The organism is Variovorax sp. GW821-FHT10C12, from assembly GCF_059415405.1.
Genome location: NZ_JBWKNE010000005.1, coordinates 347,628 through 371,604 on the forward strand (window position 1 = coordinate 347,628; position 23,977 = coordinate 371,604).

At 69.8% G+C, this 23,977-nt stretch carries 24 protein-coding genes and 1 pseudogene; 16 read left to right on the forward strand and 9 right to left on the reverse strand.

Features of this window, described 5'->3' with window-relative positions; genetic code table 11:
• Window positions 1-114 precede the first annotated feature (114 nt).
• Window positions 115-1,098 (forward strand): annotated as a pseudogene (gene hisC, locus AC07OH_RS22925) (histidinol-phosphate transaminase); the annotation flags it as partial.
• 46 nt (window positions 1,099-1,144) lie between these two features.
• Entirely contained in the window at window positions 1,145-2,113 is a 969-nt protein-coding gene (locus AC07OH_RS22930) for a Bug family tripartite tricarboxylate transporter substrate binding protein (protein WP_495302233.1), read from the forward strand.
• Between the two features lie 3 nt (window positions 2,114-2,116).
• On the opposite strand, the gene AC07OH_RS22935 is transcribed toward AC07OH_RS22930, so the two are convergent.
• On the reverse strand, window positions 2,117-2,857 hold the full coding sequence (locus AC07OH_RS22935) for an IclR family transcriptional regulator (protein ID WP_369644948.1): 741 nt from the start codon (window positions 2,855-2,857) through the stop codon (window positions 2,117-2,119).
• Window positions 2,858-2,946: 89 nt separating this feature from the next.
• Here AC07OH_RS22935 and AC07OH_RS22940 point away from each other — a divergent pair, with 89 nt between their 5' ends.
• From AC07OH_RS22940 to AC07OH_RS22955, 4 genes are all read left to right on the forward strand, one after another.
• Entirely contained in the window at window positions 2,947-3,882 is a 936-nt protein-coding gene (locus AC07OH_RS22940) for a hydroxymethylglutaryl-CoA lyase (protein WP_495302234.1), read from the forward strand.
• The gene (locus AC07OH_RS22945; RefSeq protein WP_495302235.1) at window positions 3,875-5,065 is read left to right on the forward strand and encodes a CaiB/BaiF CoA transferase family protein; all 1,191 of its coding nucleotides are present in this window, start codon (window positions 3,875-3,877) and stop codon (window positions 5,063-5,065) included. The genes AC07OH_RS22940 and AC07OH_RS22945 overlap by 8 nt, the downstream gene beginning before the upstream one ends.
• Window positions 5,066-5,097: 32 nt before the next feature.
• Complete coding sequence (locus AC07OH_RS22950; RefSeq protein WP_489059970.1) at window positions 5,098-6,024, forward strand: LysR family transcriptional regulator; 927 nt, start codon at window positions 5,098-5,100, stop codon at window positions 6,022-6,024.
• A 64-nt stretch (window positions 6,025-6,088) separates the two neighbouring features.
• The gene (locus tag AC07OH_RS22955; protein WP_056584391.1) at window positions 6,089-6,541 is read left to right on the forward strand and encodes a DUF2214 family protein; all 453 of its coding nucleotides are present in this window, start codon (window positions 6,089-6,091) and stop codon (window positions 6,539-6,541) included.
• Window positions 6,542-6,634: 93 nt separating this feature from the next.
• Here the strand turns inward: AC07OH_RS22955 and AC07OH_RS22960 are convergent, their stop codons facing one another.
• Window positions 6,635-7,000: a hypothetical protein gene (locus tag AC07OH_RS22960; protein ID WP_139702177.1), complete on the reverse strand. Its 366-nt coding sequence runs from the start codon at window positions 6,998-7,000 to the stop codon at window positions 6,635-6,637.
• A gap of 132 nt (window positions 7,001-7,132) precedes the next feature.
• Here AC07OH_RS22960 and argS point away from each other — a divergent pair, with 132 nt between their 5' ends.
• The 7 genes from argS to AC07OH_RS22995 all read left to right on the forward strand — a co-directional run bounded on the left by argS (window position 7,133) and on the right by AC07OH_RS22995 (window position 15,275).
• Complete coding sequence (gene argS / locus AC07OH_RS22965) at window positions 7,133-8,818, forward strand: arginine--tRNA ligase (protein WP_495302236.1); 1,686 nt, start codon at window positions 7,133-7,135, stop codon at window positions 8,816-8,818.
• A 14-nt stretch (window positions 8,819-8,832) separates the two neighbouring features.
• Complete coding sequence (locus tag AC07OH_RS22970; protein ID WP_495302237.1) at window positions 8,833-9,600, forward strand: SPOR domain-containing protein; 768 nt, start codon at window positions 8,833-8,835, stop codon at window positions 9,598-9,600.
• A gap of 152 nt (window positions 9,601-9,752) precedes the next feature.
• Entirely contained in the window at window positions 9,753-10,397 is a 645-nt protein-coding gene (locus AC07OH_RS22975; RefSeq protein ID WP_492683450.1) for a thiol:disulfide interchange protein DsbA/DsbL, read from the forward strand.
• A 130-nt stretch (window positions 10,398-10,527) separates the two neighbouring features.
• Window positions 10,528-11,247, forward strand: a complete 720-nt coding sequence (gene lptA / locus AC07OH_RS22980; RefSeq protein WP_495302238.1) for a lipopolysaccharide transport periplasmic protein LptA — start codon at window positions 10,528-10,530, stop codon at window positions 11,245-11,247.
• Complete coding sequence (gene lptB, locus AC07OH_RS22985; RefSeq protein ID WP_495302239.1) at window positions 11,244-12,038, forward strand: LPS export ABC transporter ATP-binding protein; 795 nt, start codon at window positions 11,244-11,246, stop codon at window positions 12,036-12,038. The genes lptA and lptB overlap by 4 nt, the downstream gene beginning before the upstream one ends.
• 17 nt (window positions 12,039-12,055) lie before the next feature.
• A complete protein-coding gene (gene rpoN, locus AC07OH_RS22990; RefSeq protein WP_495302240.1) occupies window positions 12,056-13,648 on the forward strand; it encodes an RNA polymerase factor sigma-54 in 1,593 nt (530 codons plus the stop codon).
• Window positions 13,649-13,658: 10 nt separating this feature from the next.
• Window positions 13,659-15,275: a phospholipase D family protein gene (locus tag AC07OH_RS22995; protein ID WP_495302241.1), complete on the forward strand. Its 1,617-nt coding sequence runs from the start codon at window positions 13,659-13,661 to the stop codon at window positions 15,273-15,275.
• Window positions 15,276-15,279: 4 nt separating this feature from the next.
• Here AC07OH_RS22995 and AC07OH_RS23000 read toward each other — a convergent pair whose 3' ends face one another.
• The 5 genes from AC07OH_RS23000 to AC07OH_RS23020 form a co-directional block, all read right to left on the reverse strand.
• Window positions 15,280-15,924, reverse strand: a complete 645-nt coding sequence (locus AC07OH_RS23000; protein WP_495302242.1) for a LysE family translocator — start codon at window positions 15,922-15,924, stop codon at window positions 15,280-15,282.
• A gap of 22 nt (window positions 15,925-15,946) precedes the next feature.
• On the reverse strand, window positions 15,947-16,582 hold the full coding sequence (locus AC07OH_RS23005; protein WP_489060380.1) for a YceI family protein: 636 nt from the start codon (window positions 16,580-16,582) through the stop codon (window positions 15,947-15,949).
• 38 nt (window positions 16,583-16,620) lie between these two features.
• On the reverse strand, window positions 16,621-17,205 hold the full coding sequence (locus AC07OH_RS23010; protein ID WP_495302243.1) for a YceI family protein: 585 nt from the start codon (window positions 17,203-17,205) through the stop codon (window positions 16,621-16,623).
• Window positions 17,202-17,813: a cytochrome b gene (locus AC07OH_RS23015; protein WP_495302244.1), complete on the reverse strand. Its 612-nt coding sequence runs from the start codon at window positions 17,811-17,813 to the stop codon at window positions 17,202-17,204. Before AC07OH_RS23015 ends, AC07OH_RS23010 begins: the two co-directional genes overlap by 4 nt.
• Window positions 17,814-17,893: 80 nt before the next feature.
• Window positions 17,894-19,720, reverse strand: coding sequence for a sensor histidine kinase (locus tag AC07OH_RS23020; protein WP_495302245.1), 1,827 nt, complete (start codon window positions 19,718-19,720; stop codon window positions 17,894-17,896).
• A gap of 81 nt (window positions 19,721-19,801) precedes the next feature.
• On the opposite strand from AC07OH_RS23020, the gene AC07OH_RS23025 reads away from it, so the two are divergent.
• Complete coding sequence (locus AC07OH_RS23025) at window positions 19,802-21,055, forward strand: THUMP domain-containing class I SAM-dependent RNA methyltransferase (RefSeq protein WP_495302246.1); 1,254 nt, start codon at window positions 19,802-19,804, stop codon at window positions 21,053-21,055.
• A gap of 1 nt (window position 21,056) precedes the next feature.
• Here the strand turns inward: AC07OH_RS23025 and AC07OH_RS23030 are convergent, their stop codons facing one another.
• Window positions 21,057-21,371: a DMT family transporter gene (locus AC07OH_RS23030; RefSeq protein WP_062480310.1), complete on the reverse strand. Its 315-nt coding sequence runs from the start codon at window positions 21,369-21,371 to the stop codon at window positions 21,057-21,059.
• A 14-nt stretch (window positions 21,372-21,385) separates the two neighbouring features.
• Window positions 21,386-22,318 carry a DMT family transporter gene (locus AC07OH_RS23035; RefSeq protein WP_495302247.1) on the reverse strand — a complete coding sequence of 311 codons (933 nt, stop codon included), beginning with the start codon at window positions 22,316-22,318 and terminating at the stop codon, window positions 21,386-21,388.
• A gap of 121 nt (window positions 22,319-22,439) precedes the next feature.
• On the opposite strand from AC07OH_RS23035, the gene AC07OH_RS23040 reads away from it, so the two are divergent.
• Together AC07OH_RS23040 and AC07OH_RS23045 are read left to right on the forward strand one after the other, a co-directional pair.
• Complete coding sequence (locus AC07OH_RS23040; RefSeq protein WP_495302248.1) at window positions 22,440-23,351, forward strand: LysR family transcriptional regulator; 912 nt, start codon at window positions 22,440-22,442, stop codon at window positions 23,349-23,351.
• A gap of 54 nt (window positions 23,352-23,405) precedes the next feature.
• Entirely contained in the window at window positions 23,406-23,834 is a 429-nt protein-coding gene (locus tag AC07OH_RS23045; RefSeq protein ID WP_495302249.1) for a PIN domain-containing protein, read from the forward strand.
• Window positions 23,835-23,977 lie beyond the last annotated feature (143 nt).

Sequence of the window (23,977 nt, forward strand, 5' to 3'; positions counted from 1 at the left end):
CTGTGACAAAAATGAAGGTAATCGACCAGAACCCAAGCCCAGCTTCAAAGGGTAGGCCCTGAGGCCGGGGCGGTGGCAGCTGTATATATTTAACTTCTTAAATAATCAGCTCCCGCCGCAATGATCCTCCTGGCTTCCAACGAAAACCCGCTCGGCATGCCCGAGTCGGCCCGCCGCGCCGCCGCCGCCGCCCTCGAAGGTGCGGGCAACTACCCCGACAGCAACGGCACCGCGCTCAAGCAGGCGCTGGCCGCGCGGCTCGACGTGCCGCCCGAGTGGCTCACGCTGGGCAGCGGGTCGAGCGAAATCCTCGAACTGGCGGCGCAGGTCAGCCTCAAGCCGGGCGAGAACGTCGTCTATTCGCAGTACGGCTTCATCGTCTATGCGGCGGCCACGGCGCACGCCCACGCGCGCGCCACCGTCGTGCCCTCGCGCGACTTCGGCCATGACCTGGACGCGATGCGCGCCGCCATCGGCGACGACACCCAACTGGTCTTCGTGGCCAACCCGAACAACCCGACCGGCACCTTCATCGATGCTGCGCCGCTGCTCGAGTTTCTGCAATCGGTGCCCGCGCACGTGACGGTGCTGCTCGACGAGGCCTACACCGAGTACCTGTCGCCCGCGCAGCGCTACGACAGCATCGAATGGGTGCGCCGCCTGCCCAACCTGATCGTGGCGCGCACCTTCTCCAAGGCCTTCGGCCTGGCGGGGCTGCGCATCGGCTACGGCGTGTCGCAGCCGGCGCTCACGGCGCGCATGAACGCGCACCGTCCGCGCTTCAACGTGACGACGCCGGCCCAGGCCGCGGCCGTGGCGGCGCTGGGCGACGCCGACTTCCTGGCGCGCACCTACGAACTCAACACCGCCGGACGCGAGCAGCTCGTCGCGGGCTTCGCCGCGCTGGGCCTGCCGCATGTGCCGTCGTTGGGCAACTTCGTGATGGTGCAGGTCGGCGATGCGCCGGCCGTGCACGCGCGCCTGCTGGCTGCCGGCATCGAGGTCTCGCTGCTCGGCCCGTATGGACTGCCGCAATGGCTGCGCGTGAGCGTCGGCCTGCCGGCACAGAACGAGGCGCTGCTCGCCGCGCTGCGCTGAAGACCCCACGCACACCGAAGAACAACCACCCCGAGGAGACCGCCCCATGCAACGCCGCCAGTTCGCAGCGCAGGCCGCTGCCGTCATCACCGCCACGGCCTTCGCGCCGATGGCGTTCGCGCAGGAGCGCACGGTGCGCATCCTGATCGGCTTTCCGCCGGGCGGGTCGGCCGACGTGGTCGCGCGGATCCTGGCCGACAAGATGCGCGTGTCGCTCGGACAGAACGTCATCGTCGACAACAAGCCCGGCGCGGCCGGCCGGCTGGCGCTGGCCGAGCTCAAGCGCTCGCCGCCGGACGGCAGCGTGCTCATCTTCTCGCCCAGCGGCGCGATGGTGATCCACCCGTGGCTGTATTCGAACCTCGGCTACGACACGGTGAAGGACTTCACGCCGATCGCGCTCGGCAGCACCTTCGACTTCGCGGTGACGGCCGGGCCGGGCGCGCCGGCGGGCGACCTGAAGGCGGTGCTGGCCTGGATGAAGGCCAACCCGGGCAAGGCCAACTACGCGACCTCGGGCGCCGGCACGGTGCCGCACTTCGCGGGCCAGCTGCTGGCACAGGCCTCGGGCGTGCCGATGACGCACGTCGCCTACCGCGGCGGCGCGCCGGCCGCGCAGGACCTCATCGGCGGACAGGTGCCGCTGATGGTGGACACCGCCTCGGAAACCATCGAGCACCACCGCGCGGGCAAGGTCCGCATCCTCGCGGTGACGGGCGAAAAGCGCAGCCGCGCGCTGCCCGATGTGCCGACGCTGAAGGAAGCGGGCATCAACGTGACGGCCGATGCCTTCTTCGGGCTGTACGGCCCGCCGGGCATGTCGCCCGAGCTGGTCGCGCGCATCGACAAGGCCGTGGCCGACGCGCTGCGCCTGCCCGATGTGCAGGAAAAGATCTACGCGCTGGGCCTCGTGCCGGCGCATGCGGGGCCGGCGGAGCTGGCGAGCATCCAGGCGACGCACCTGAAGCGGTGGGAACTGCCCATCAAGAACTCGGGCTTCAAGGCTGAATCCTGAAGTTCAGACCTGCCCGCTGAGCGCCTTCGCCGCCGCGCGCACGGGCTCGATGTAGGCCGCGTCATAGCGGTGTGTCGGCATCGTCAGCGTGACCGCCGCGGCCAGGCCGCCATCCGCATGGAACACCGGCGCCGAGATGCCCGCCAGCTCGGCCGTGCGGTCGCCCACCAGCGCGCAATAGCCTTGCGCGCGGATCGCGTCGTACAGCTTGCGCTCCTTCGCGCCACGCGGCCGTTCGGCCTCGGGCCCGAAGGCGATCAGCACGCGCGCGCCCGCGCCCCGGTCATTGGGCAGCAGGTCGCCCGCGCGCACGTGGTCGCGCACCACGTGCGAGGAATCGACGCGGAACTGGCACAGCCGCACCCAGCTCTCGCCCTGGTCCTGCCGCACGTGGTACGCCGCGCTCTCGCCGGTGGCGGCGGCGAGCGTGCGCAGCACCGGCAGCACGAGGCGGTCGAGCGACTGCGACGCCGCGTACAGCCCGTGCAGCCGCGCGATCTCCAGCCCCAGCGCATAGCGCCCGTCGTCCTGCCGGCGGATGAGCCGCGCATGTTCGAGCGAGGCCAGCAGCCGCAGCACCGTGCTCTTGTACAGCTGCGTGCGCTCGGCGAACTGCGCGAGCGACAGCGCCTCGTCGCCGGGCCGGAAGGCCGACAGCAGGCTCAGCGCGCGGTCGACCGCGGCGGCGCCGCCGGGGGCGGCGTTGAGGTCGGACACCGATTCGGTCTGGGCTTTGCGGGGCATGGCGTGGCTTGACAGTCGGCGGGCTTGCCGATTTAATTCTGTTTAACAGAATATAGTTCTGCAAGATAGAACAGTCAAGAAAGCACCCGATGACCTCCCCCGACGTTCTCATCAGCGAGGTCGGTCCGCGCGACGGCCTGCAGTCCGTGAAGGCCACCATGCCCACGGCCGACAAGCTGCGCTGGATCGACGCGCTGCATGCCGCCGGCCTGCGCGAGATCGAGGTCGCCTCGTTCGTGCCCGCGAAGCTGCTGCCGCAGATGGCCGACGCCGCCGAGGTGGTGCGCCACGCCGTCACGCTGCCCGGCCTCGTGGTGATGGCGCTGGTGCCCAACCGCAAGGGCGCGCAGGCCGCGCTCGAGGCGGGCGTGCACAAGCTCACGATGCCGGTGTCGGCCAGCGTCGCGCATTCGCTGGCCAACGTGCGCAAGACGCCGACCGAGATGGTCGAGGAGGTGCGCGCCATCGCCGAACTGCGCGGCGCCCTCTCGCCGCAGGTGAAGCTCGAAGCGGGCATCTCCACCGCCTTCGGCTGCACGCTGCAGGGGCTGGTGCCGGAAGACGACGTGATCCGCCTGGCGGTGCAGTGCGTCGAGGCCGGTGCGCAGGAAGTCGGCCTGTCGGACACCGTGGGTTATGCCAACCCCGCGCAGGTGCGCCGCCTCTTCAAGCGGCTGCGCGCCGAACTCGGCGTGCACGCGGGCGCGGCCCACATGCACAACACGCGCGGCCTGGGCATCGCGAACTGCCTGGCCGCGTGGGACGAGGGCGTGCACACCTTCGACGCCTCGCTCGGCGGCCTCGGCGGCTGTCCGTATGCGCCGGGCGCGTCGGGCAATGCGGTCACCGAAGACCTCGTCTTCATGTTCGAGGCCATGGGCGTGCGCACCGGCATCGATCTCGACACACTCATCGCGGCGCGTGCGCCGCTCAAGGCCGGCCTGCCCGGCGAGCCGGTCTACGGCATGACGCCCGAAGCCGGCCTGCCCAAGGGCTTTGTCCAGGAAACCCTCTCTCATGTCTGAAGCCAATCCCTTGCCCTACGCGGGCGTGCGCGTCGTCGAGTTCACCCACATGGTCATGGGCCCGACCTGCGGCCTGCTGCTGGCCGACCTGGGCGCCGAGGTCATCAAGGTCGAGCCCATCGAGGGCGACAACACGCGCCGCCTGCTGGGCTCGGGCGCGGGCTTCTTCCCGACCTTCAACCGCAACAAGAAGAGCATCGCGCTCGACCTGAAGAAGCCCGAGGGCGTGGAGGCCGCGCTGCGCCTCATCGCCACCGCCGACATCGTGAGCGAGAACTTCAAGCCCGGTACGATGAAGAAGCTGGGGCTCGATTACGACACGCTCAGCAAGCTCAACCCGCGCCTCATCTACGTGAGCCACAAGGGCTTTCTGCCCGGCCCGTACGACCACCGCACGGCGCTGGACGAGGTGGTGCAGATGATGGGCGGCCTGGCCTACATGACCGGCCGCGCGGGCGACCCGCTGCGCGCGGGCACCAGCGTGAACGACATCATGGGCGGCATGTTCGGCGCCATCGGCGCCATGGCCGCGCTGCGCCAGCGCGATCTCACGGGCAAGGGCTGCGAGGTGCAGTCGGCGCTGTTCGAGAACAACGTGTTTCTCGTCGCGCAGCACATGATGCAGTTCGCCGCCACCGGCAAGGCCGCCGACCCGATGCCCAGCCGCATCTCGGCCTGGGCCGTGTACGACGTGTTCACCGTGAAGGACGGCGAGCAGATCTTTCTTGCGGCCGTGAGCGACAAGCAGTGGGCCATCTTCTGCAAGGCCTTCGGCCTCGAGGAGATGCTGGCCGACCCGCGCCTGAAGACCAACAACGACCGCGTGCGCGCACGCGAGTGGATGATGCCGATCCTGCGCTCGCACCTCGCCAACCACAGCGCGGCCGAACTCAGCGCGGTGTTCGAGCAGAACGAGCTGCCCTTCGCGCCCATCACCAAGCCGCAGGAGCTGTTCGACGACCCGCACCTCAACGCCACCGGCGGCCTCGCGCCCGTGCGCATGAACGACGGCCACATGGCCAAGGTGCCGCTCGCGCCGTTCACACTCGGCGGCGAGCGCCCCGGCATCCGCCTGCAGCCGCCGCACATCGGCGAGCACAGCGCGGCGCTGCTGAAGGAAGTGGGCTACAGCGACGGCGACATCGCCGCGCTGCGGGCGCAAGGTGTCACGGCCGGCGACTGATCTTCGGTGGCGGGCGATATAGTTCCCGCGCCATGGACCGCCTCAAGCAGCTCGAATCCTTTGTCTCGGTCGCGACCCGCGGCAGTCTCACCGCGGCGGCCAAGGCGGAAGGCGTGGCGCCCGCGATCATGGGCCGTCGCATCGACGCGCTCGAAGAGCGCCTGGGCGTCAAGCTGCTGGTGCGCACCACGCGCCGCATCGCGCTCACGCACGAAGGCAGCGCCTTTCTCGAAGACTGCCAGCGCCTCCTGACCGAGTTCGCGAACGCCGAGGCCAGCGTGAGCGCCGGCGGCGTGAAGGCCAGCGGCCACCTGCGCGTGACCGCGCCGGCCGGCTTCGGCCGCCGCCACGTCGCGCCGCTGGTGCCGCGCTTTCATGCGCTGCATCCCGAGGTGACGATTTCGCTGAACCTCAGCGACCGCGTGGTCGACGTCACGGGCGAGAGCTTCGACTGCGCCGTGCGCGTGGGCGACCTGCCCGACTCGTCGCTGGTGAGCGTGCGCCTGGCCGACAACCGCCGCCGCTGCGTCGCGACGCCCGAGTTCCTGCGCCGCCACGGCGCGCCCAGGCACCCCGGCGAGCTGTCGCGCTTCGCCTGCCTCACGCTGTCGAGCGACGCCTCGCAGACGCGCGGCTGGGCCTTTCGCATTACCAGCGAGGAGGGCGTGCAGGAGCTCATCCACCTGCGCCCCAGCGGCCCGCTCGATTGTTCCGACGGCCAGGTGCTGCACGACTGGTGCCTCGCGGGCCACGGCATCGCCTGGCGCAGCACCTGGGAGGTCGAGGCCGAGATCGACGCCGGCCTGCTCGTGCCCCTGCTCGACGACTTCGCCGCACCGCCCAACGGCATCTATGCGGTGTTCACAGGCACCAAGCACCTGCCGCTGCGCGTGCGACTGTGGCTTGATTTCCTCAAAGCGCAGTACGGGCAGCCGGAATTCTGGGGCGGGCGGTCCTGAAAGCGTGACCGGGCGGCACAATGCTTTTTGCATTTGCTTGCAACCCCGATGAAGAAAGTTTCCGATGACCCTCGAAGCCATCCTCGCCTACCTGCATCTGTTGGCCATCCTCACGATGGTCGTGTTCATCTCCAGTGAAGCCGCGCTGTGCCGCGTGCAGTGGCTCAATGCCGCCGTGGTCGAGCGGCTGGCCAAGGTCGACATGGTCTACGGCATCGCCGCCATCGCGGTGCTGGCCACCGGCATCGCACGCACCTGGTGGGGCGTGAAGGGCACGGCCTGGTACTGGACCAACCCGCTGCTGCACGTGAAGCTCACGCTGTTCATCATCGTGGGCGTGCTGTCGATCTTCCCGACGCTGACCTACTTCCGCTGGCGCAAGACGCTGCGCGCCACGGGCAAGCTGCCGGCGGAGGCCGACATCCTGAAGACGCGCAAGCTGGTGATGATCCAGGCGCACCTGATCGCGCTGATCCCGCTGGTGGCGGTGTTCCTGGCGCGCGGCTTCGGCAAGTAATCAATAAAGACAAAAAGAAAAGGCCCGCGTGAGCGGGCCCTTTGACTTCGGGGGGTAACAAATGTCAGCGCCGCAGAGCGGCGCCGCGCCGGATCAGGCCTTGGCCGCGTCGGCTTCGCACTTCTTCATGAAGCTGTTCTTGGCGGCACCGGCCAGGGCCTTGCCGTTCTTGTCGAGGGCCTTGGCGGCGCAGGCGGGTCCGGCGGCGGCCTTGTTGCACTTCTTCATGAAGCTGTTCTTGGCGGCGCCGGCCAGCGGCTTGCCGTTCTTGTCGATGGCCTTGGCATCGCAGCTGGCGCCACCGGCGGGTGCGGCCGCGGCGGCAGGGGCTGCCGCAGGTGCGGCGGCGGCGGCGGGGGCCACGACCGGGGCGGGTGCCTTGTCCTGCGCGTAGGCGCTGAACGACAGGCAGGCGCCGAGCGCGACGGTGGAGGCGACCAGGGAAAGGAGCTTCTTCATGGTGGATATGTCCTTGCAAGGTTGGGTTGTGACAGACGCCCCGCCTCGGGGCCGACCATCCTAACGGGCGACATCGCCCATCGGATGACGATCGTTAACTGGGTCCGGGTTTGCCCCCGGTAAAATTCACAGATGCTATTGGTCAAACAGGAGCTGCTCGCGGCGCTCGCGAACACGCTCGAAACCCTCTCTCCCGGCGCCGGCGCCAAAGCCGCGTTCGAGTCGCCCAAGGTGGCAGCGCACGGCGATTTCGCCAGCACCGCCGCCATGCAGCTCGCCAAGCCGCTGGGGCGCAAGCCCCGCGAACTGGCCGAGGAACTGAGCGCTGCGCTGCTCGCCACCCCCGCTTTCGGCCAATGGGTCGAGGCCATCGAGATCGCCGGCCCCGGCTTCCTCAACATCCGCCTGAAGGCCGCCGCCAAGCAGCAGATCGTGCGCGAGGTGCTGGCCGCCGGCGAAACCTTCGGCCAGCAGCCCGCCACGGGCGAGAAGGTGCTGGTCGAGTTCGTCTCGGCCAACCCGACCGGTCCGCTGCACGTCGGCCACGGCCGCCAGGCCGCGCTGGGCGACGCCATCTGCAACCTGCAGGCCTCGCAGGGCCAGAGCGTGTGGCGCGAGTTCTATTACAACGACGCCGGCGTGCAGATCCAGACGCTGGCCAACAGCACGCAGCTGCGTGCCAAGGGCTTCAAGCCCGGCGACGCCGAGTGGCCCAGCGGCGAAAAGGCCCCGGCCTACAACGGCGACTACATTGCCGACATCGCCGAGGACTTCAAGGCGAAGAAGACCGTCAAGTCGGACGACCGCGAGTACACCGCCAGCGGCGACATCGACGACCTGGACAGCATCCGCGAATTCGCCGTGGCCTACCTGCGCCGCGAGCAGGACCTGGACCTGCAGGCCTTCCGCGTGCGCTTCGACAACTACTACCTCGAGTCCAGCCTCTACACCAGCGGCCGCGTCGAAGCGGCCGTGGCCAAGCTCGTGGCCGCCGGCAAGACCTACGAGCAGGACGGCGCGCTGTGGCTGAAGTCGACCGACTACGGCGACGACAAAGACCGCGTGATGAAGAAGCAGGACGGCACGTACACCTACTTCGTGCCCGATGTGGCGTACCACATCGCCAAGTGGGAGCGCGGCTTCCACAAGGTCGTGAACATCCAGGGCACCGACCACCACGGCACCATCGCGCGTGTGCGCGCCGGCCTGCAGGCCGCGGGCGAAGGCATTCCCGAGGGCTACCCCGACTACGTGCTGCACACCATGGTGCGCGTCATGAAGGGCGGCGAAGAGGTCAAGATCAGCAAGCGCGCCGGCAGCTACGTCACGCTGCGCGACCTGATCGAGTGGACCAGCACCGATGCCGTGCGCTTCTTCCTGCTCAGCCGCAAGCCCGACACCGAGTACACCTTCGACGTCGACCTGGCGGTGACCAAGAACAACGACAACCCCGTGTACTACGTGCAGTACGCCCACGCGCGCATCTGCTCGGTGCTCGCGGCCTGGGGCGGCGACGTGGCCGCGCTCAAGGCGGTCGACTTGTCGCCGCTGGACAGCCCGGCGGCCCAGGCGCTGATGCTGCTGCTGGCCAAGTACCCGGCCATGCTGACGGCGGCGGCGAAGGATTTCGCCCCGCACGACGTGACTTTCTACCTGCGCGAACTCGCAGCCAGCTACCACAGCTACTACGATGCCGAGCGCATCCTAGTGGACGACGAGCCGGTCAAGCTGGCGCGTCTCGCACTCGTCGCAGCGGCCGCGCAGGTGCTGCACAATGGCCTCGCGATCCTCGGCGTCAGTGCGCCGAACAAGATGTGAATCACCCTCTGAACATGAAGAAGACAAGCAGACAACGCGGCAACATCGTCATCGGGCTGATCATCGGCCTGGTGCTCGGTCTGGGCGTCGCCCTGGGCATCGCGGTCTACGTCACCAAGGTGCCGATCCCGTTCGTCAACAAGACGCAACGCGGCGGTGCCGAGCAGGACGAAGCCGAAGCCCGCAAGAACCGCGACTGGGACCCGAACGCACCGTTGGCCGGCAAGGCCGGCGCGCCCAAGCCGGCGGCCACGCCACCGGCCGCCACGGCCACCGGTCCGGTGAACCCGATCACCGGCGCCCCCGTCACCGCGGCCCCCGGCACGCCGCCCGTCGCCACCGCGCCGGTCACCGCCCCGGCCCCCGTGGTGGTGGCGCCCAAGCCGGCGCGCCCCGCGCCGGTGCCGGCCGAAGCCAACGCCCTGCCGCCGTCGAACGATCCGCTGGGCGACCTCGCCCGGGCCCGCGCAGGCGGCAGCAGCACGACCACCGCGTCCGCTGCGCCGAGCCACACGGCCGCCGCACCGTCGCCGTCGGGTGCCGACCCCTTCATGTACTTCGTGCAGGCCGGCGCCTTCCGCACCACCGACGACGCCGAGGCGCAACGCGCCAAGCTGTCGCTGATGGGCGTCGAGGCCAAGGTCACCGAACGCGAGCAGGCCGGTCGCACGGTCTACCGCGTGCGCGCGGGCCCGTTCAACAAGAAGGACGACGCCGATCGGCTCAAGGAACGGCTCGACGGCGGCGGTCTCGAATCGGCGTTGGTGCGCGTGCAGCGCTGACCGACGCCTTTCTTGAACAGCCTTTAAGCTCTCGCCCGCGCGGCATCTGCCGCACTCGTTTGTCAATTCCAGCGCCTCGGTCGCGCCGCCCACGGGGAACTCCCGGCGGCGCGCCGGCTCTGTACTGCGGTACCCACAGGAGAACCTTTTCCATGAAACGTCGTGACTTTTCGCTGGCCGCCACTTCGATCGGGCTGCTTTCGCTGGCTGCCGTTCCGGCACACGCCCAGCGCGCCCCCAAGGCCGGCTCCGATTTCCTCGTGCTCGACAAGCGCGTGCCCGTCGATGCATCCGCCGGCAAGGTCGAGGTGGTCGAGTTCTTCTCGTACAACTGCCCGCATTGCAACGACTTCGAGCCCTCGCTCGAAGCCTGGGTCAAGGCAGCCCCGAAGGAAGTGGCGTTCCGCCGCATCCCGGTGCCTTTCGTGGGCAACGACGTCGAAGCCAAGCAGCGCCTGTACTTCACGCTCGAAGCCATGGGCAAGCTGGAGGAATACCACCCGAAGGTGTTCGCCGCGATCCACGCGCAGCGTCAGAACCTGAACGGCGAAGCCAACATCCAGGCCTGGGCCGAGCGTGCCGGCCTCGACGGCGCCAAGTTCAAGGAAACATTTGCGTCCTTCGGCGTGGCCAGCAAGGCCCGTCGCGCGTCGCAGCAGACCGAGGCCTACAAGGTCGCCGGCGTGCCGGCCCTGGCCGTGGCAGGCCGCTGGTATGTCGACGGCGAAACCGCCGGCAGCATGGCCAAGGTGCTGCAGGTCGCGACCTTCCTCATCGGCGAAGCCAAGAAGGGCTGACCGCCCCGACGACCTGTCGACCTGGTTTTTGGGTCGAATGCAAGGCCCGCTTCGGCGGGCTTTTTCATTGGTGGCGGTGGGCAATTGCCATCCCACGCATACAATGTTTCAGAGCAAGTTTCGTGCCTTTATGACATTGCCCTCCATCCCCACATTCCCCACCCTTCGTCGCCTCGGCCGCCTGGCCTTCGGCGCGCTGTTGCTGGCCGGAGCCGCCTCCGGCGCCCTGGCTGAAACCGCCGACCGCACCAAGCCGATGAACATCGAGTCCGACTCGATGCGCTACGACGACCTGAAACAGACCAGCGTGTTCACCGGCAACGTGCTGGTCACGAAGGGCACGATCATCATCCGCGGTGCGCGGCTGGACGTGCGCCAGGACGCCGAGGGCTACCAGTACGGCGTGGTCACGGCGGCGCCCGGCAAGCTGGCCTATTACAAGCAGAAGCGCAACGCCGGCGACGAGTGGATCGAGGGCGAGTCGGAAGTCATCGAGTACGACAGCCGCGCCGACAACGTCAAGTTCATCCGCCGCGCCGTCATGCGCCGCCTGATCGGCGCCACGGCCAACGACGAGAGCAGCGGCGCGCTGATCGTCTACGACCAGAGCAACGACACCTACACCGTCAACGGTTCCCTCGTGCCGCCGAACGCCGGCGTCTCGGCGGGTGGCGGCGGCCGCGTGAAGGCCATCCTCACGCCGAAGGCCACGCCGGCCCCGGCGGCGCCCGGCTCCGCGCCGGCAGCCGGCGGCAAGAAGCCCGCGGCCCCGGCGCCCACCCCCGCGCCCGGCGCCGGGCTGCGCTCGAGCACCACACTGGGCGGCACCGAAGGGGAAGGGCGCAAGTGATCGAAACCGCAGGAATCCCGCCCGCCGACGGCGTCCCGGGCAGCCGCCTCGTGGCGCGCGGCCTCAAGAAGAGCTACGGCAGCCGCACGGTCGTCAAAGACGTGTCGCTTGATGTGCAGAAGGGCGAAGTCGTCGGACTGCTCGGCCCCAACGGCGCGGGCAAGACCACCTCGTTCTACATGATCGTCGGGCTGGTGCGCGCCGACGCTGGCGAGATCACCATCGACGGCGAGCCCATCGCCCACATGCCGATCCACCGCCGCGCGCGCATGGGCCTGAGCTACCTGCCGCAGGAAGCCTCGATCTTCCGCAAGCTCACGGTCGAGGAAAACGTGCGTGCCGTGCTCGAGCTGCAACGCGAGCCCGACGCCAACGGCCGCCTGGTGGCGCTGTCCAAGCAGCACATCGACGAGCGCCTGACCGACCTGCTGGCCGACCTGCGCGTCGACCACCTGCGCGATTCGCCTGCGCTCGCCCTGTCGGGCGGCGAGCGCCGCCGCGTTGAAATCGCGCGCGCGCTGGCCACCCAGCCGCGCTTCATCCTGCTGGACGAGCCCTTCGCCGGCATCGACCCGATCGCGGTGATCGAGATTCAGCGGATCATCAGTTTCCTGAAGGAACGTGGCATCGGCGTGCTCATCACCGACCACAACGTGCGTGAAACGCTGGGCATCTGCGATCACGCGTTCATCATCAGCGACGGGCACGTGCTGGCACAAGGCACACCCTCGGAGATCGTCGACAACGCCGAGGTACGCAGGGTGTACCTGGGCGAGCACTTCCGCATGTAAGGGAGGGTCGGGTCTCCATGAAGCAAGGGCTGTCCCTTCGCGTCTCGCAGCATCTGGCCTTGACGCCGCAGCTGCAGCAGTCCATTCGCCTGCTCCAACTCTCCACGCTCGAACTGAGCCAGGAGGTGGAGCAGATGCTGGACGAGAACCCGTTCCTCGAACGCACCGCGGAAGAAGCGGCGCGCGAGGAGTTCGGGCTCGATGCTGTCGACACGCCCGTGCCGCGCGACGATGGGGGTGAAACCGGCGAGGGCGACTTCGCCCCGGCGCCGACCAGCAGCGCGACGACCACCACCAGCGAAGCCACGTCCACGCCCGACTCCGACGGCCCCGCCGCCGAGATCACCGAGCGCGAGCCCGACTGGGAAGGCGACGGCACCGTCGAGATGGCGCCCGACGACAGCGAGTGGGGCAGCGATGCGCCTGCGCGCCAGAACAACCTGGGCGACGACGAGCGTGCCGACGCCACCGAACTCGCGCGCAGCCAGGAGTCGCTGCAGTCCTTCCTGCACCGCCAGGCGCTGAGCCTGCGGCTCAATGAAAACGACTGCGCCGCGCTGCGCTTCCTGATCGAATCGCTCAACGACGACGGCTACCTCGAAGACTCGCTGCCCGCGCTGGCCTCGGGCCTGGCGGGCGACGACAACGACCAGTTCGACGACCTCGTGCACCACTTCCAGGTGGCGCTGGGCCTGCTGCAGAGCCTGGAGCCGGTCGGCGTCGGTGCGCGCGACCTCGGCGAATGCCTGAGCATCCAGCTGAAGGCGCTCGCCAGCGAAGACGAGACCGAGGCCGAAGCGCTCATCCGCAAGACCGCCATCGCGATCTGCAAGCAGCCGATGGAGCTGCTCGCGCGGCGCGACTTCAAGCGCCTGGCCACGCTCACGCGCACCAACGAAGAGCTGGTGCGCTCGGCGCTGCAGATCATTGCGCGCCTGGAGCCCAAGCCGGGCCGCCGTTTTGTCGACGTCGAACGCAACATCATCATTCCCGACGTGATCGTCACCAAGACGGGCCGCGGCACCAACATCAAGTTCCGCGTCATGCTGAACCCCGAGGTCATGCCGCGCCTGCGCGTGCACGACATCTACGCCGGTGCGCTCAAGTCGCACAAGGGCGAGGGCAGCCAGGCTCTGTCGCAGCGGCTGCAGGAGGCGCGCTGGTTCATCAAGAACATCCAGCAGCGCTTCGACACCATCCTGCGCGTGAGCAACGCCATCGTCGAGCGGCAGAAGAGCTATTTCGTGCACGGCGAACTCGCGATGCGCCCGCTGGTGCTGCGCGAGATCGCCGACGAGCTGGGCCTGCACGAATCGACCATCTCGCGCGTGACCACCGCCAAGTACATGTCGACGCCCTTCGGCACGGTCGAGCTCAAGTACTTCTTCGGCTCGGCGCTGGGCACCGAGACCGGCGGCAACGCGTCGAGCACGGCGGTGCGCGCGCTGATCAAGCAGTTCGTGAGTTCCGAGAGCATCAAGAAGCCGCTGTCCGACAGCCAGATCTCCGAGATGCTGAAAGAGCAGGGCATCGAGTGCGCGCGCCGCACCGTCGCCAAGTACCGCGAGGCCCTGCGCATCGCGCCCGCCAACCTGCGCAAGGCACTCTAGAAAACCGACGATGACGAGCCGCCTGCTGTCGCGCTGTGGGCATTGGGTGGTCGTCATTGCGGCGGCGCTGCTGTTCGCCGGCTGCGCCACGCTGCCCGACGAGGCACCGCGCCCGCCCACCAAGACCATCGCCGTCTCGGCCGACACCGCGCTCGGCAAGATCGCGCTGGCCTCGCAGCCCGACCCCGACCTCAGCGGCTTTCGCCTGATGCCCGGCGGCGACTTCGCCTTCGACACGCGGCTGCAGCTGGCGCGCCGCGCGCAGCGCACGCTCGACGTGCAGTACTACCAGATCGAGAACGACGAGACCGGCCGCTACCTGCTGCGCACCCTGCGCGATGCGGCCCAGCGCGGCGTGCGCGTGCGTCTGTTGATGGACGACCTGTACACCTCGGGCGAAGACGAGCTGCTGCTCGGGCTGGCCGCCACGCCGAACGTCGAGCTGCGTCTGTTCAACCCGTTCCCGGCCGGGCGCGGCAGCCTGCTCAAGCGCTTCACCGCGTCGCTGTTCGACTTCAGCCGCGTCAACCGCCGCATGCACAACAAGCTCTTCATCGCCGACGGCGCGATGGCGGTGGCGGGCGGGCGCAACATCGGCAACCAGTACTTCCGCCGCACCACCGGCCCGAACTTCATCGACCTCGACACCTTCGTCACGGGTGCGCTGATCCCGCGCCTGGGCGTGCTGTTCGACCAGTACTGGAACAGCCCGCACGTGCGCCCGATCGGCGCGGTCGTGCACACCGACCTGCCGCGCGAAGAACTGCAGCGCCGCTTCGACGCCGCCACCGGCCCCGACACCACGCCGCCGCCGCCCAGGCCCGCGCCCAACGACCTGCTGGGCTACAGCCCGGTGGCCGACGACCTCGACGCCGGCAAGCTGGGCCTGATCTGGACCACAGCCGAGGCCTATGCCGATTCGCCCGACCGCGTGATCGGCAAGACCGCGTCGTATGGCGGCGTGCCGCTGCTCGACGTGGACAGCGTGCGCTACAACGTGGTCGAGCAGATGCGCCGCGCGCGCAGCGAGGTGACGCTGGTCTCGCCCTACCTGATCCCGGGCGCGTCGGGGCTGGAGGTGATGCGCGAGATCCGCGGGCGCAACGTGAAGATCAGCGTGGTCACCAACTCGCTCGCCGCCACCGACGAACCGCTGGTCCACACCGCCTACCGCCGCTACCGCGCCGACATGCTCGCGTTGGGCGCCGAGCTGCACGAGCTGAGTTCCGCGCGCACGCGGCGCAGCGTGCGCCTCGGCCTGTTCGGCACGTCGGTGGGCCGGCTGCACGCCAAGTCGGCGGTGATCGACCAGCGCATCCTGTTCGTCGGCTCGATGAATTTCGATCCGCGCTCCGAGATTCACAACACCGAGATCGGCCTGTTCATCCGCAGCCCCGAGATGGCGCAGCAGACCCTGAAGCTGCTCGATGTGCTCAAGCAGCAGGGCGCCTACCGGCTGCGCTTTGCCGAAGGCGCCGATGCGGGCGCCACCGGCTCGCGGCGCATCGAGTGGGTCAGCGAGGAAGGCGGCAAGACCACCGTGCTGCACGAAGAGCCCGACTCGGGCTTCTGGGACCGCACCATGCTCGAGTTGCTGTCGCCGCTCACGCCCGAGAGCCTGCTCTAGGGCCTCAGGTGCCGCGCACGGCCGACCACACGAGCCGCAGGCCCAGCAGTCCCATCACGCCGCCGGCCGCGCGGTCGATCCAGGTCTTGTAGCGCAGGTAGGCCGCGCGCGGCGCGGCCGAGGACAGTGCCAGCGCGACGATCGCGTACCAGCCCGTCTCGATGCAGAAGATCACGGCCGGCACGGCGAGCGCCAGCACCAGCGGCACCTCGCGCGGCAGGAAGGCCGCGAAGATGCTCGCGTACACCACCGCCGTCTTCGGGTTGCTGATCTGCGTGGCCAGGCCGAGCAGGAAGGTGCGTCCGCTGCGGCCTTGCTGGCGCGGCGAGGCGTCCGTGTCGGGTGTGATCGCGAGCGGCTGACGCGCGCCGCGCCAGATGCGAAAGCCCAGGTAGATCAGGTAGGCGCCGCCGAAGGCCTTGATCGCGAGGTACAGCCCCGGCACCGCGAGGAACGCCGCCTGCAGCCCGGCCAGCGCCGCGATGGAGAACGCCAGCCCGCCGGCGCCCATGCCCAGGGCGGCAGCCAGCCCGTCGCTGCGCGAGGCCACGGCGGTGCGCGCCACCATCACGAAGCTCGGGCCCGGGCTCATCGCGCCGACGGCCATGGCGCCGGCGATGCCGAGCAGGGAAAGGGTGGTGTCCATCATCGCGTGGTTCCTTGCGTCGTCGTCATTGCTGCACGTTCACGGCTTCGACCTGCACCAGCAGCTTCACCTTGTTCTCGAAGCCGAAGTTCAGGCCCCAGGTGATGCCCCAGTCGCTGCGCTGCACGGTGGCCTCGAAGTCGCCGCCGCAGACCTGGCGGTTGATGAGCGGGTTCAGGTAGCAGTTGAAGCGCACGGCCTTCAGCGTCACCGGCTTGGTCTGGCCCATGAGCGTGAGCGTGCCGGGCACGTCGGTCACCTTGTCGCCGCTGAAGTCGATGCGCTCGGCCACGAAGCGGCCGGTGGGGAATTCGGCCACGTTGAAGAAGTCCTTGCTCTGCACGTGGCGGTTGAGCAGGTCGACGCCGGTGTTGATGGAGCTGATGTCCATCGTGATGTCGACCTTGCCGCTGGCGCCGGTGCCGTCGATCTGCACCGAGCCGTCCTTGGTGCTGAAGCGGCCGCGGTTGGTGGTGGTGCCGTAGTGGCCCATCTCGTACATCACGAAGGTGTGGGTCGGGTCGATCACGTAGCTCGCATTTTTGGCCGGCCCGCCCGCGGGCTTGGCGGCCAGCGGCGGCGCGGTGTATTCCTGGGCCGTGGCGGCCAGGGGCAGGGCCGCGCCCGCGCAAAGGGCCGCGGCGAAGAAGAGCTTGTTCATGGCAAAGGAAGAAGGATGCATGGGAAATGAAATCGTCGTCACAGCGGCCCGAGGCCCGCGAGCGTCAGCTTGAAGCGCACCTGCACCTCGTTGCCGACCACCGAGGTGTCGGTCCATTCGCCGTCGCCCACCTTGTAGTCGAGCCGCTGGATCGTGAGCGTGCCCGTGGCGACCGAATACGCGCCGCCCGACGACACGATGCTCACGGGCACCGTCACGACCTTGCTGACGCCCTTGATGGTGAGCTTGCCGGCCATCTCGAAGCGGCCCTCGCCCAGCGCCTTGATGGCGCTCGAACGGAAGCTGGCCTGCGGGAAATGCGCGGTGTCGAACCAGGTCGGCTTGGGCAGCTCGGCATCGCTCATGGGCACGCCGAAGCCGGCGCTGGCGGTGTCGATCTGCAGCACGACCGAGCCGCCCTCGGGCTTCTTCGGGTCGAAGGCGACCTGCGCGTCGAAGCGCTTGAAGCTGCCTTCCACCGGCACGCCCATCTGCTTGCTGACGAAGGCGATCTGGCTCTTCTCGGGAACCAGTTTGGCGGTGGTGGCCGGCAGGGGCTCGGCCGCGGCGTGCAGCGCGAGGCCGAAGAGGGCGGCGGCGCCCCATAAAAGACGGGTCGTCATCCGGCGGATTCCTTGCGTGGCGCGGGCCACATGCGTTGCAACAGACCGTCGTGGTCGATCCAGTGGTGCTTGAGCGCCGCCGCCACGTGCAGCAGCGTGACGCCGGCCAGCAGGAAGGCGCTGCGTTGGTGCAGCGGCTTGAGCACGGCCTCGGCGAAGTCCTTGTCGACCGTCACCAGGTCGGGCAGCGGCAGCAGGCCGAACCACACGACCGGCACGCCCATGCCCGAGCTGTAGGCCCAGCCGAACAGCGGGACTGCGAAGAACAGCAGGTACATCAACGCATGGCTGATGCGGTGCGCGGCCCGCTGCCAGGCCGGCATGGCCGCCAGCACCCGCGCCGACAGCGGCGGCGGGCGGTGCGTGAGGCGCCACAGCAGCCGCAGCGCCGACAGCAGGAGGATGGTGATGCCGGCCCACTTGTGCCAGCTGTAGAGCTTCAGGCGCTGGGGCGAGAAGGGCAGGCCCGTCATGTAGAGCCCGACGCCGAGCGAGCCGACGATCATCGCCGCGAGCAGCCAGTGCAGGGCCATCGCGACCCGCCCGTAGCGGGGCTCGCGCAGGGCGGCGGCGCCAACGGCAGGAGCGGGAAGGGGTTCGACGGGCATCGGGGCAGGGGCGGCGGCGGCCTGTGCGCGGAGCATAGCTCGGAAGCGATGACACCGCAGCGGGGCCGGCCCGCGCCGCGCTACGTCGACGACGGCGGTTGCGGCGCGTGCTGCTGCGCCCGCAGCAGCACGCGCCGCAGCGCGTCCGGCTGCACCGGCTTGCGCAGCGCGTGCCAGCCGCGCGCGGCGGCCAGCTGCTGCGTGGCCTCGGTGATGTCGGCCGAGATCAGCGCGATCGTCAGCGCGGGCTTGCGCTGCGCCAGCCGCTCGGCCAGCGCGATGCCGTTGAACGCGCCGGGCAGGCGGATGTCGCACAGCGCCGCGTCGAGCGCGTCCAGGTCGGCCAGCGCGAGCGCCTCGGCGGCGCTGGCGTAGATGCGCGGCGCCACGTGCCAGTGCCGCAGCAGCGCCGAGAGGCTGTCGGCCACCACGATGTTGTCTTCGACCACCAGCACGGCGAGGCCGGGGCGCAGCACGGCGTTGGCGTCGGGCTCGTCCAGCGCCACGGAGGGCGCGGGCGCAGGCACGGCCGCCGCGCCGGGGCGGGCCGCCGGCAGCTCGAAGCTGAAGACCGAGCCCTTGCCCGGCGCCGAACGCAGCGCGACCTCGATGCCCAGCTGCCCCGCCAGCCGCCGCACGATCGCCAGCCCCAGGCCGTGGCCGTGCTGCAGGTTGCGCTCCACGTTGCCGACCTGCTCGAAGTCGTCGAACACGCGCGTCTGCGATTCGGCCGCGATGCCGATGCCGCTGTCGCGCACCTCGACGCGCCACGCGCGCCCGGTGTCGGTGCCGGGCCGGCGGCGCGCCCGCACGGCCAGCAGCACGCGCCCGCGCGGCGTGAACTTGAGGGCGTTGTCCAGCAGGTTGGAGAGCACGCGGCGCAGCGCCACCGCGTCGGTCCAGGCCACCGCATCGGCCGGGCAGCGCACCGCGACGCGGCCTTCGCCGGCCTGGCGCGCCAGCTCGTTCAGCAGCGGCGCCAGCGCCACCGCCGCCGGGCGCAGCGGATCGACCGCGGCCTCGATGCGGCCGATCTCGAGCAGCTGGTTGGTCAGGCCCTCGAGCGCCTGCTGCGCGCGCGAGAGCGAGGCCACCGTGTGCTGCACGGCCGCGCTGTCGGTGCCGTGCTGCAGCTGCTGGCGCAGCACCTCGGCCTGCAGCCCGATGGCCATCACCGGCTGGCGCAGGTCGTGGTTGGCCGCCGAGAAGAAACGCAGCCGCTCGGCCTGGGCCTGCTCGGAGGCGCGCAGGCCGGCCAGCGCCTGCTCGCGCAGCGTGCGCTCGTTCAGGCGCAGGCCGATGTTCTCCTCGAGCTGGCGCGAATGGTCGGCCACCAGCTTCCACATCATCGCGGTCAGGCCGATGCCGATCACCGCGACGGCCATCATCACTGGCGCCCCGAGCCACAGGCCCGTGACGATCACAGGCGCCAGCAGCAGCGTGATCGCCAGCTGCGTGGCCGGCGTGTAGAACGACACCGAGAACGCCGACGACAGCGTCATGCCCATGAGGATGAGGCCCAGCAGCAGTTGCAGGTCGGGCCGCTCGGGGTTGAACAGCAGCACGCCCGCCAGGCCGTGCGCCAGCTCCCAGATGGCCGTGCGCAGCGTGTGCTGGCGCTGCGCGGCGCGCAGGGTGGCGGGCGTGAAGGGCTCGGGCAGGCGCTGCGCAAAGAAGCCGCGCATCACCGTGACGCCGGTGACCAGCGCCAGCCACACCAGCGCGCGCACCGGCGAGAACTGCCAGGCGAAGAGCGCCGCCACGCCGCAGTTGAGCAGGTACTGCACCAGCAGCACCGGCCCGAGCGGGCGGATCGACAACCGCAGCACTTCGCACTGGATCGCGAAGCGGTGGTCGCTGTCGCGGGCGTCTGCCGGGGGGGCCGCGGAGGCGGGGGTGGGCGTCATGGGCAAATCGACTATATAGAGAAGGCCCCAGCCCCGGCGACAATGGGGGCCCTTAGCGGGCTTCCCGATGGCCGACTTTCCGTGAACGATCTCTCATTTTTCCTGCCTTGCGCCGCCGGCGTCGAGGAATTCCTTGCCCAGGAGGTGCATGCCCTGACCGGCCGTGCCGGGCAGGACCTGCTCACCCTGCGCGGCGGCGTGCGCGTGCGCGCCGACTGGCGCGACGGCCTCAAGCTCAACCTGCACAGCCGGCTCGCGCAGCGCGTGCTGGTCGAACTGGCCCATGGGCCTTACCGCAACGAGAACGACCTGTACGCCATCGCCAACGGCGTGGCCTGGGAGATCTGGTTCACGCCCAAGCAGACCTTCAAGATCGAGACCACGGCCCAGCACAGCCCGCTGCAGAGCCTGAACTTCGCCACCCTGCGCATCAAGGACGCCGTGGCCGACCGCTTCCGCGCCAAGGCGAACGGCGTGCGCCCGAGCATCGAGACCCAGTGGCCCGACTGCCGCATCTTTGCGCACCTGACCACCGACAGCTGCACGCTGTACATCGACACCTCGGGCGAGCCGCTGTTCAAGCGCGGCTGGCGCCAGGACAAGGGCGACGCCCCGCTGAAGGAAACCCTGGCCGCCGCCATGCTGGCCGCCAGCGGCTGGTGGAACCCCGAGACCGGCGAGGTCGCCAAGGCCCCGCTGTACGACCCCTGCTGCGGCAGCGGCACCATCGCCATCGAGGCCGCGCAGATCGCCAGCGGCATCGCGGCGGGCTCGCTGCGGCGCTTCGGCTTCGAGAAGCTGCTGCCGTTCCAGGCGCACGTCTGGGCGGCCATCAAGAATGAAGCCGCCAGCGCGCAGCATGCGAGCGCCATCGCCGTCTTCGGCTCCGATGTGTCGCACCGCATGGTCGACTTTGCCGAGCGCAACGCCGAACGCGCGGGCGTGGCGGGCGCCATCGAGTTCCGCGGCGGCGACGCCTTGCAGCGCATGCCGCCGGCCGAGGGCGGCGTGATCATGCTCAACCCGCCGTACGGCGAGCGCATCGAGGTCGGCGGCGTGGCCCGCTTCGGCGCCCGCGAGGCCGCCCAGACCCCGGGTGACGGCGAAGGCGGCGACGGCGGCGACTTCTTTCCGCAGCTCGCCACCCACTGGAAGAAAAACTACGCGGGCTGGACCGCCTGGGTGCTCACGCCCGACCTGAAGCTGCCCAAGCAGATGCGCCTGAAGGAGTCGCGCCGCGTGCCGATGTGGAACGGCCCCATCGAATGCCGGCTGTTCCGCTTCGACATGGTCCGGGGCTCGAACCGGGCCGCACCGCCAGACGCCGCCACCTGAATCAGCTCTGCAGCTTCAGGCCCGCGATCCCCAGGAAGATCAGCGCGATGCACACCAGCCGCAGCGGCGCCGCGCTTTCTTGGAAAAAGAAGATGCCGATCAGCGTGACGCCGATGGCGCCGATGCCGGTCCAGATCGCGTAGGCCGTCCCGACCGGCAGCGTCTTCATCGCGGCGGTGAGCAGCACGATGCTCGCCAGCGCGGCGCCCAGCCCCAGCGCGCCGGCGCCGGGGCGCTCCCAGCCCGCCGCGGCCTTCAGCGCGAGGGCCATCACGATCTCCACCAGTCCGGCGGCAAGCAGAAGAAACCAGGCCATGGCGTTCGCTCCCTTCACAGCAGCTTGATGATGGCCACGCCGAGCAGCAGCACGGCCACGCCCGCCATGCGCAGGCCCGACACCGGGCGCTGCGGCAGCCGGAACCAGCCGTAGCGGTCGACGAACACCGACGCCACCTGCTGCCCCGCCACCGTCAGCCCGACCGCGGCCGCGGCGCCGATGGCCGGGATCGCCGTGAACACCGTCGTCACATAGGCCGCCCCCGCAAAGCCGCCGAGCCAGCCCCACCACGGCATGCCGCGCAGCGCGGTGCCTTGCGGTGCCGTGGCCGCGGGCGCACGCCGGAACAGCGTGACCAGCAGCAGCGCCAGGGCCATCGCCAGCGTCGCCACGAAGAAGCTCACCGCGCCCACCGCGAAGGGCGCGCCCAGGTCCTGCCGCAGCAGGCCGTTGACCACGCCCTGCACCGGCAGCACCGCGCCGGCCAGCAGCGCGAGCACGATCCAGCCGGCCTTGCCCGCCAGCGCCTGGCGCAGGCTGCCGGCCTGCCCGGCGACGATGGCCCCGGCCCCGAGCAGCACCGCCAGCGTGCCGCCGGCCATGGCCGGCGTCAGCGTCTTCGGTGCCACGCCGAGCAGGCCGAAGGTGTCGAGCGCGAACGAGGCCAGCATCTGCCCCGCGATGAACAGGCCGACCGCCACCACCGCGCCCAGGCGTGGGAACAGCAGGATGGTCGAGACCACGTAGAAGGCGCTGGCCGTGCCACCGATCACATGCCACCACGGCACGCCCGGCAGGCCGGCCAGCGCCGTCAGCGTGCCCGTGGCGAGCGCCACCGCCAGCAGGGCCAGCGTGCCGACCGACAGCTGCAAGGTCGTGGCGGTGAACGGGCTGCCCGTGGCCTTGGAGAGCTGGGCGTTGGCGCCGGCCTGCACCGCGAGCAGGCCCCCGGCGACGAGCGAGGCGGGAATGAAAAACGCGTCCATGGTGGTTCGACCTCCGTGTGGTGTGGATGCGGGGCGGGCGAATCGCGGCCCCTTGCGGACGACTGTAGGATCGGCAGGTTTGCAAAGCCATTCGAAAAAATCGCATCCGGGGTATGCATAAATGCAGGACACAGACTGGGACGACTTTCGCGTGTTCCTGGCCGTGGGCCAGGCCGGCTCGCTCTCCGGTGCCGCGCGCCAGCTGGGCGTGAACCACTCCACCGTGCTGCGGCGCCTGGGCGCGCTCGAGGCGCGCATGGCGGTGCGCCTGTTCGACCGCCTGCCTGCCGGCTACGCGATGACGCTGGCCGGCGAGGCGCTGCGCGAGCGCCTGCAGGGCGTGGGCGAGCAGATCGACGCCGCGCAGCGCCACCTCATGGGGCTCGACCTGCGGCTGACCGGCGTCATCCGCATCACCAGCACCGACACCTTCATGGCCGGGCTGCTCGGGCCGATCCTGGCGGACTTCCGGGCGCTGCACCCGGGCATCGAGCTGCAGGTGGTGATGAACAACCTCTTCCTGAGCCTCACCAAGCGCGAGGCCGACGTGGCGATCCGCCCGACCAACGCGCCGCCGGACCACCTGGTCGGGCGCCGGGCCGGGCGCCTGCAGACGGCGGTGTACGCGTCGAAGGCCTACCTCGCGAAGCACCCGGCGACGACCCCGCTGGCGGAGCACGACTGGGTCGCGCCCGACGAAGGCCTGTCGCACCTGTTGCAGGCCAAGTGGTTGCGCGAACAGGTGCCGCCGGCGCGGATCGCGGCGCGCGTCGACAGCCTCGTCGGCATGACGCAGCTCGTGAAGCGCGGCCTGGGCCTGGGCATGCTCCTGTGCATGCTGGCCGATGCCGAGGAAGAGCTGGTGCAGGTCGAGCCGCCGAGGGAGGCGCTCGACACGCAGGTCTGGGTGCTGACGCATCCCGACCTGAAGGAGGTCGCGCGGATCAAGGCCTTCACCGACTTCGCCTACACGCGGCTCGTCGCCGACGCGAAGGTGCTGGCGATGCCCTCAGGGCGGCCGGCGGCCCGCTAGAAGCCCGGGCGCCGCATGGTGCAACATCGGCGATAGACAGATTTCACGCGACCCATGACCTTGCCTGCCTCCGACCTCGTCGTCATCGACACCAACATTGCGCTCGACCTGCTGGTCTTCGAAGACCCGGCCTGGGCGCCGCTGGTCGACGACCTCGCGCGCGGCGCGCTGCGCTGGCTGGCCACGCCCGCGATGCGCAGCGAACTGGAACGCGTGCTGAGCTACCCGCTGATCGCCCGGCGCATGGCGCAGCGGGAGCTGACGATTCCCGTGGTGCTTGCGGATTTCGATGCGCGCGTGCAGCTGGTGACCGAGGTGCCGGCGCGCGCGCCCTGCGTGTGCAGCGACCCGGACGACCAGGTGTTCATCGACCTGTCCGTGGCGCACGGGGCGCAGCTGTTCAGCAAGGACAAGGCGGTGCTGTCGATGAAGAAGCGACTGGCGCTGCGCGGGGTGGCGGTGCGCTCGGCGCTGGTGGGATAGGCATGACACCTCCTCGCACGACGAGGGAGGTGTTTGACCATTGTTATCAGTGTGATCGCGAGGCGGCTCGCAAACTGCGCGACCTGTTTTCCTCCCAAGGAAGTCGTCGATGCCGCGCACGCTGTCCGTTTCTTCTGCTGCGA

Excerpts from the sequence above, each read along its gene's own strand:
- AC07OH_RS22930 (WP_495302233.1), top strand. The coding sequence starts at position 1,145 with ATGCAACGCCGCCAGTTCGCAGCGCAGGCCGCTGCCGTCATCACCGCC.
- AC07OH_RS22935 (WP_369644948.1), bottom strand. The coding sequence starts at position 2,857 with ATGCCCCGCAAAGCCCAGACCGAATCGGTGTCCGACCTCAACGCCGCC.
- AC07OH_RS22940 (WP_495302234.1), top strand. The coding sequence starts at position 2,947 with ATGACCTCCCCCGACGTTCTCATCAGCGAGGTCGGTCCGCGCGACGGC.
- AC07OH_RS22945 (WP_495302235.1), top strand. The coding sequence starts at position 3,875 with ATGTCTGAAGCCAATCCCTTGCCCTACGCGGGCGTGCGCGTCGTCGAG.
- AC07OH_RS22950 (WP_489059970.1), top strand. The coding sequence starts at position 5,098 with ATGGACCGCCTCAAGCAGCTCGAATCCTTTGTCTCGGTCGCGACCCGC.
- AC07OH_RS22955 (WP_056584391.1), top strand. The coding sequence starts at position 6,089 with ATGACCCTCGAAGCCATCCTCGCCTACCTGCATCTGTTGGCCATCCTC.
- AC07OH_RS22960 (WP_139702177.1), bottom strand. The coding sequence starts at position 7,000 with ATGAAGAAGCTCCTTTCCCTGGTCGCCTCCACCGTCGCGCTCGGCGCC.
- argS (WP_495302236.1), top strand. The coding sequence starts at position 7,133 with ATGCTATTGGTCAAACAGGAGCTGCTCGCGGCGCTCGCGAACACGCTC.
- AC07OH_RS22970 (WP_495302237.1), top strand. The coding sequence starts at position 8,833 with ATGAAGAAGACAAGCAGACAACGCGGCAACATCGTCATCGGGCTGATC.
- AC07OH_RS22975 (WP_492683450.1), top strand. The coding sequence starts at position 9,753 with ATGAAACGTCGTGACTTTTCGCTGGCCGCCACTTCGATCGGGCTGCTT.
- lptA (WP_495302238.1), top strand. The coding sequence starts at position 10,528 with ATGACATTGCCCTCCATCCCCACATTCCCCACCCTTCGTCGCCTCGGC.
- rpoN (WP_495302240.1), top strand. The coding sequence starts at position 12,056 with ATGAAGCAAGGGCTGTCCCTTCGCGTCTCGCAGCATCTGGCCTTGACG.
- AC07OH_RS22995 (WP_495302241.1), top strand. The coding sequence starts at position 13,659 with ATGACGAGCCGCCTGCTGTCGCGCTGTGGGCATTGGGTGGTCGTCATT.
- AC07OH_RS23000 (WP_495302242.1), bottom strand. The coding sequence starts at position 15,924 with ATGATGGACACCACCCTTTCCCTGCTCGGCATCGCCGGCGCCATGGCC.
- AC07OH_RS23005 (WP_489060380.1), bottom strand. The coding sequence starts at position 16,582 with ATGAACAAGCTCTTCTTCGCCGCGGCCCTTTGCGCGGGCGCGGCCCTG.
- AC07OH_RS23010 (WP_495302243.1), bottom strand. The coding sequence starts at position 17,205 with ATGACGACCCGTCTTTTATGGGGCGCCGCCGCCCTCTTCGGCCTCGCG.
- AC07OH_RS23015 (WP_495302244.1), bottom strand. The coding sequence starts at position 17,813 with ATGCCCGTCGAACCCCTTCCCGCTCCTGCCGTTGGCGCCGCCGCCCTG.
- AC07OH_RS23020 (WP_495302245.1), bottom strand. The coding sequence starts at position 19,720 with ATGACGCCCACCCCCGCCTCCGCGGCCCCCCCGGCAGACGCCCGCGAC.
- AC07OH_RS23030 (WP_062480310.1), bottom strand. The coding sequence starts at position 21,371 with ATGGCCTGGTTTCTTCTGCTTGCCGCCGGACTGGTGGAGATCGTGATG.
- AC07OH_RS23035 (WP_495302247.1), bottom strand. The coding sequence starts at position 22,318 with ATGGACGCGTTTTTCATTCCCGCCTCGCTCGTCGCCGGGGGCCTGCTC.
- AC07OH_RS23040 (WP_495302248.1), top strand. The coding sequence starts at position 22,440 with ATGCAGGACACAGACTGGGACGACTTTCGCGTGTTCCTGGCCGTGGGC.
- AC07OH_RS23045 (WP_495302249.1), top strand. The coding sequence starts at position 23,406 with ATGACCTTGCCTGCCTCCGACCTCGTCGTCATCGACACCAACATTGCG.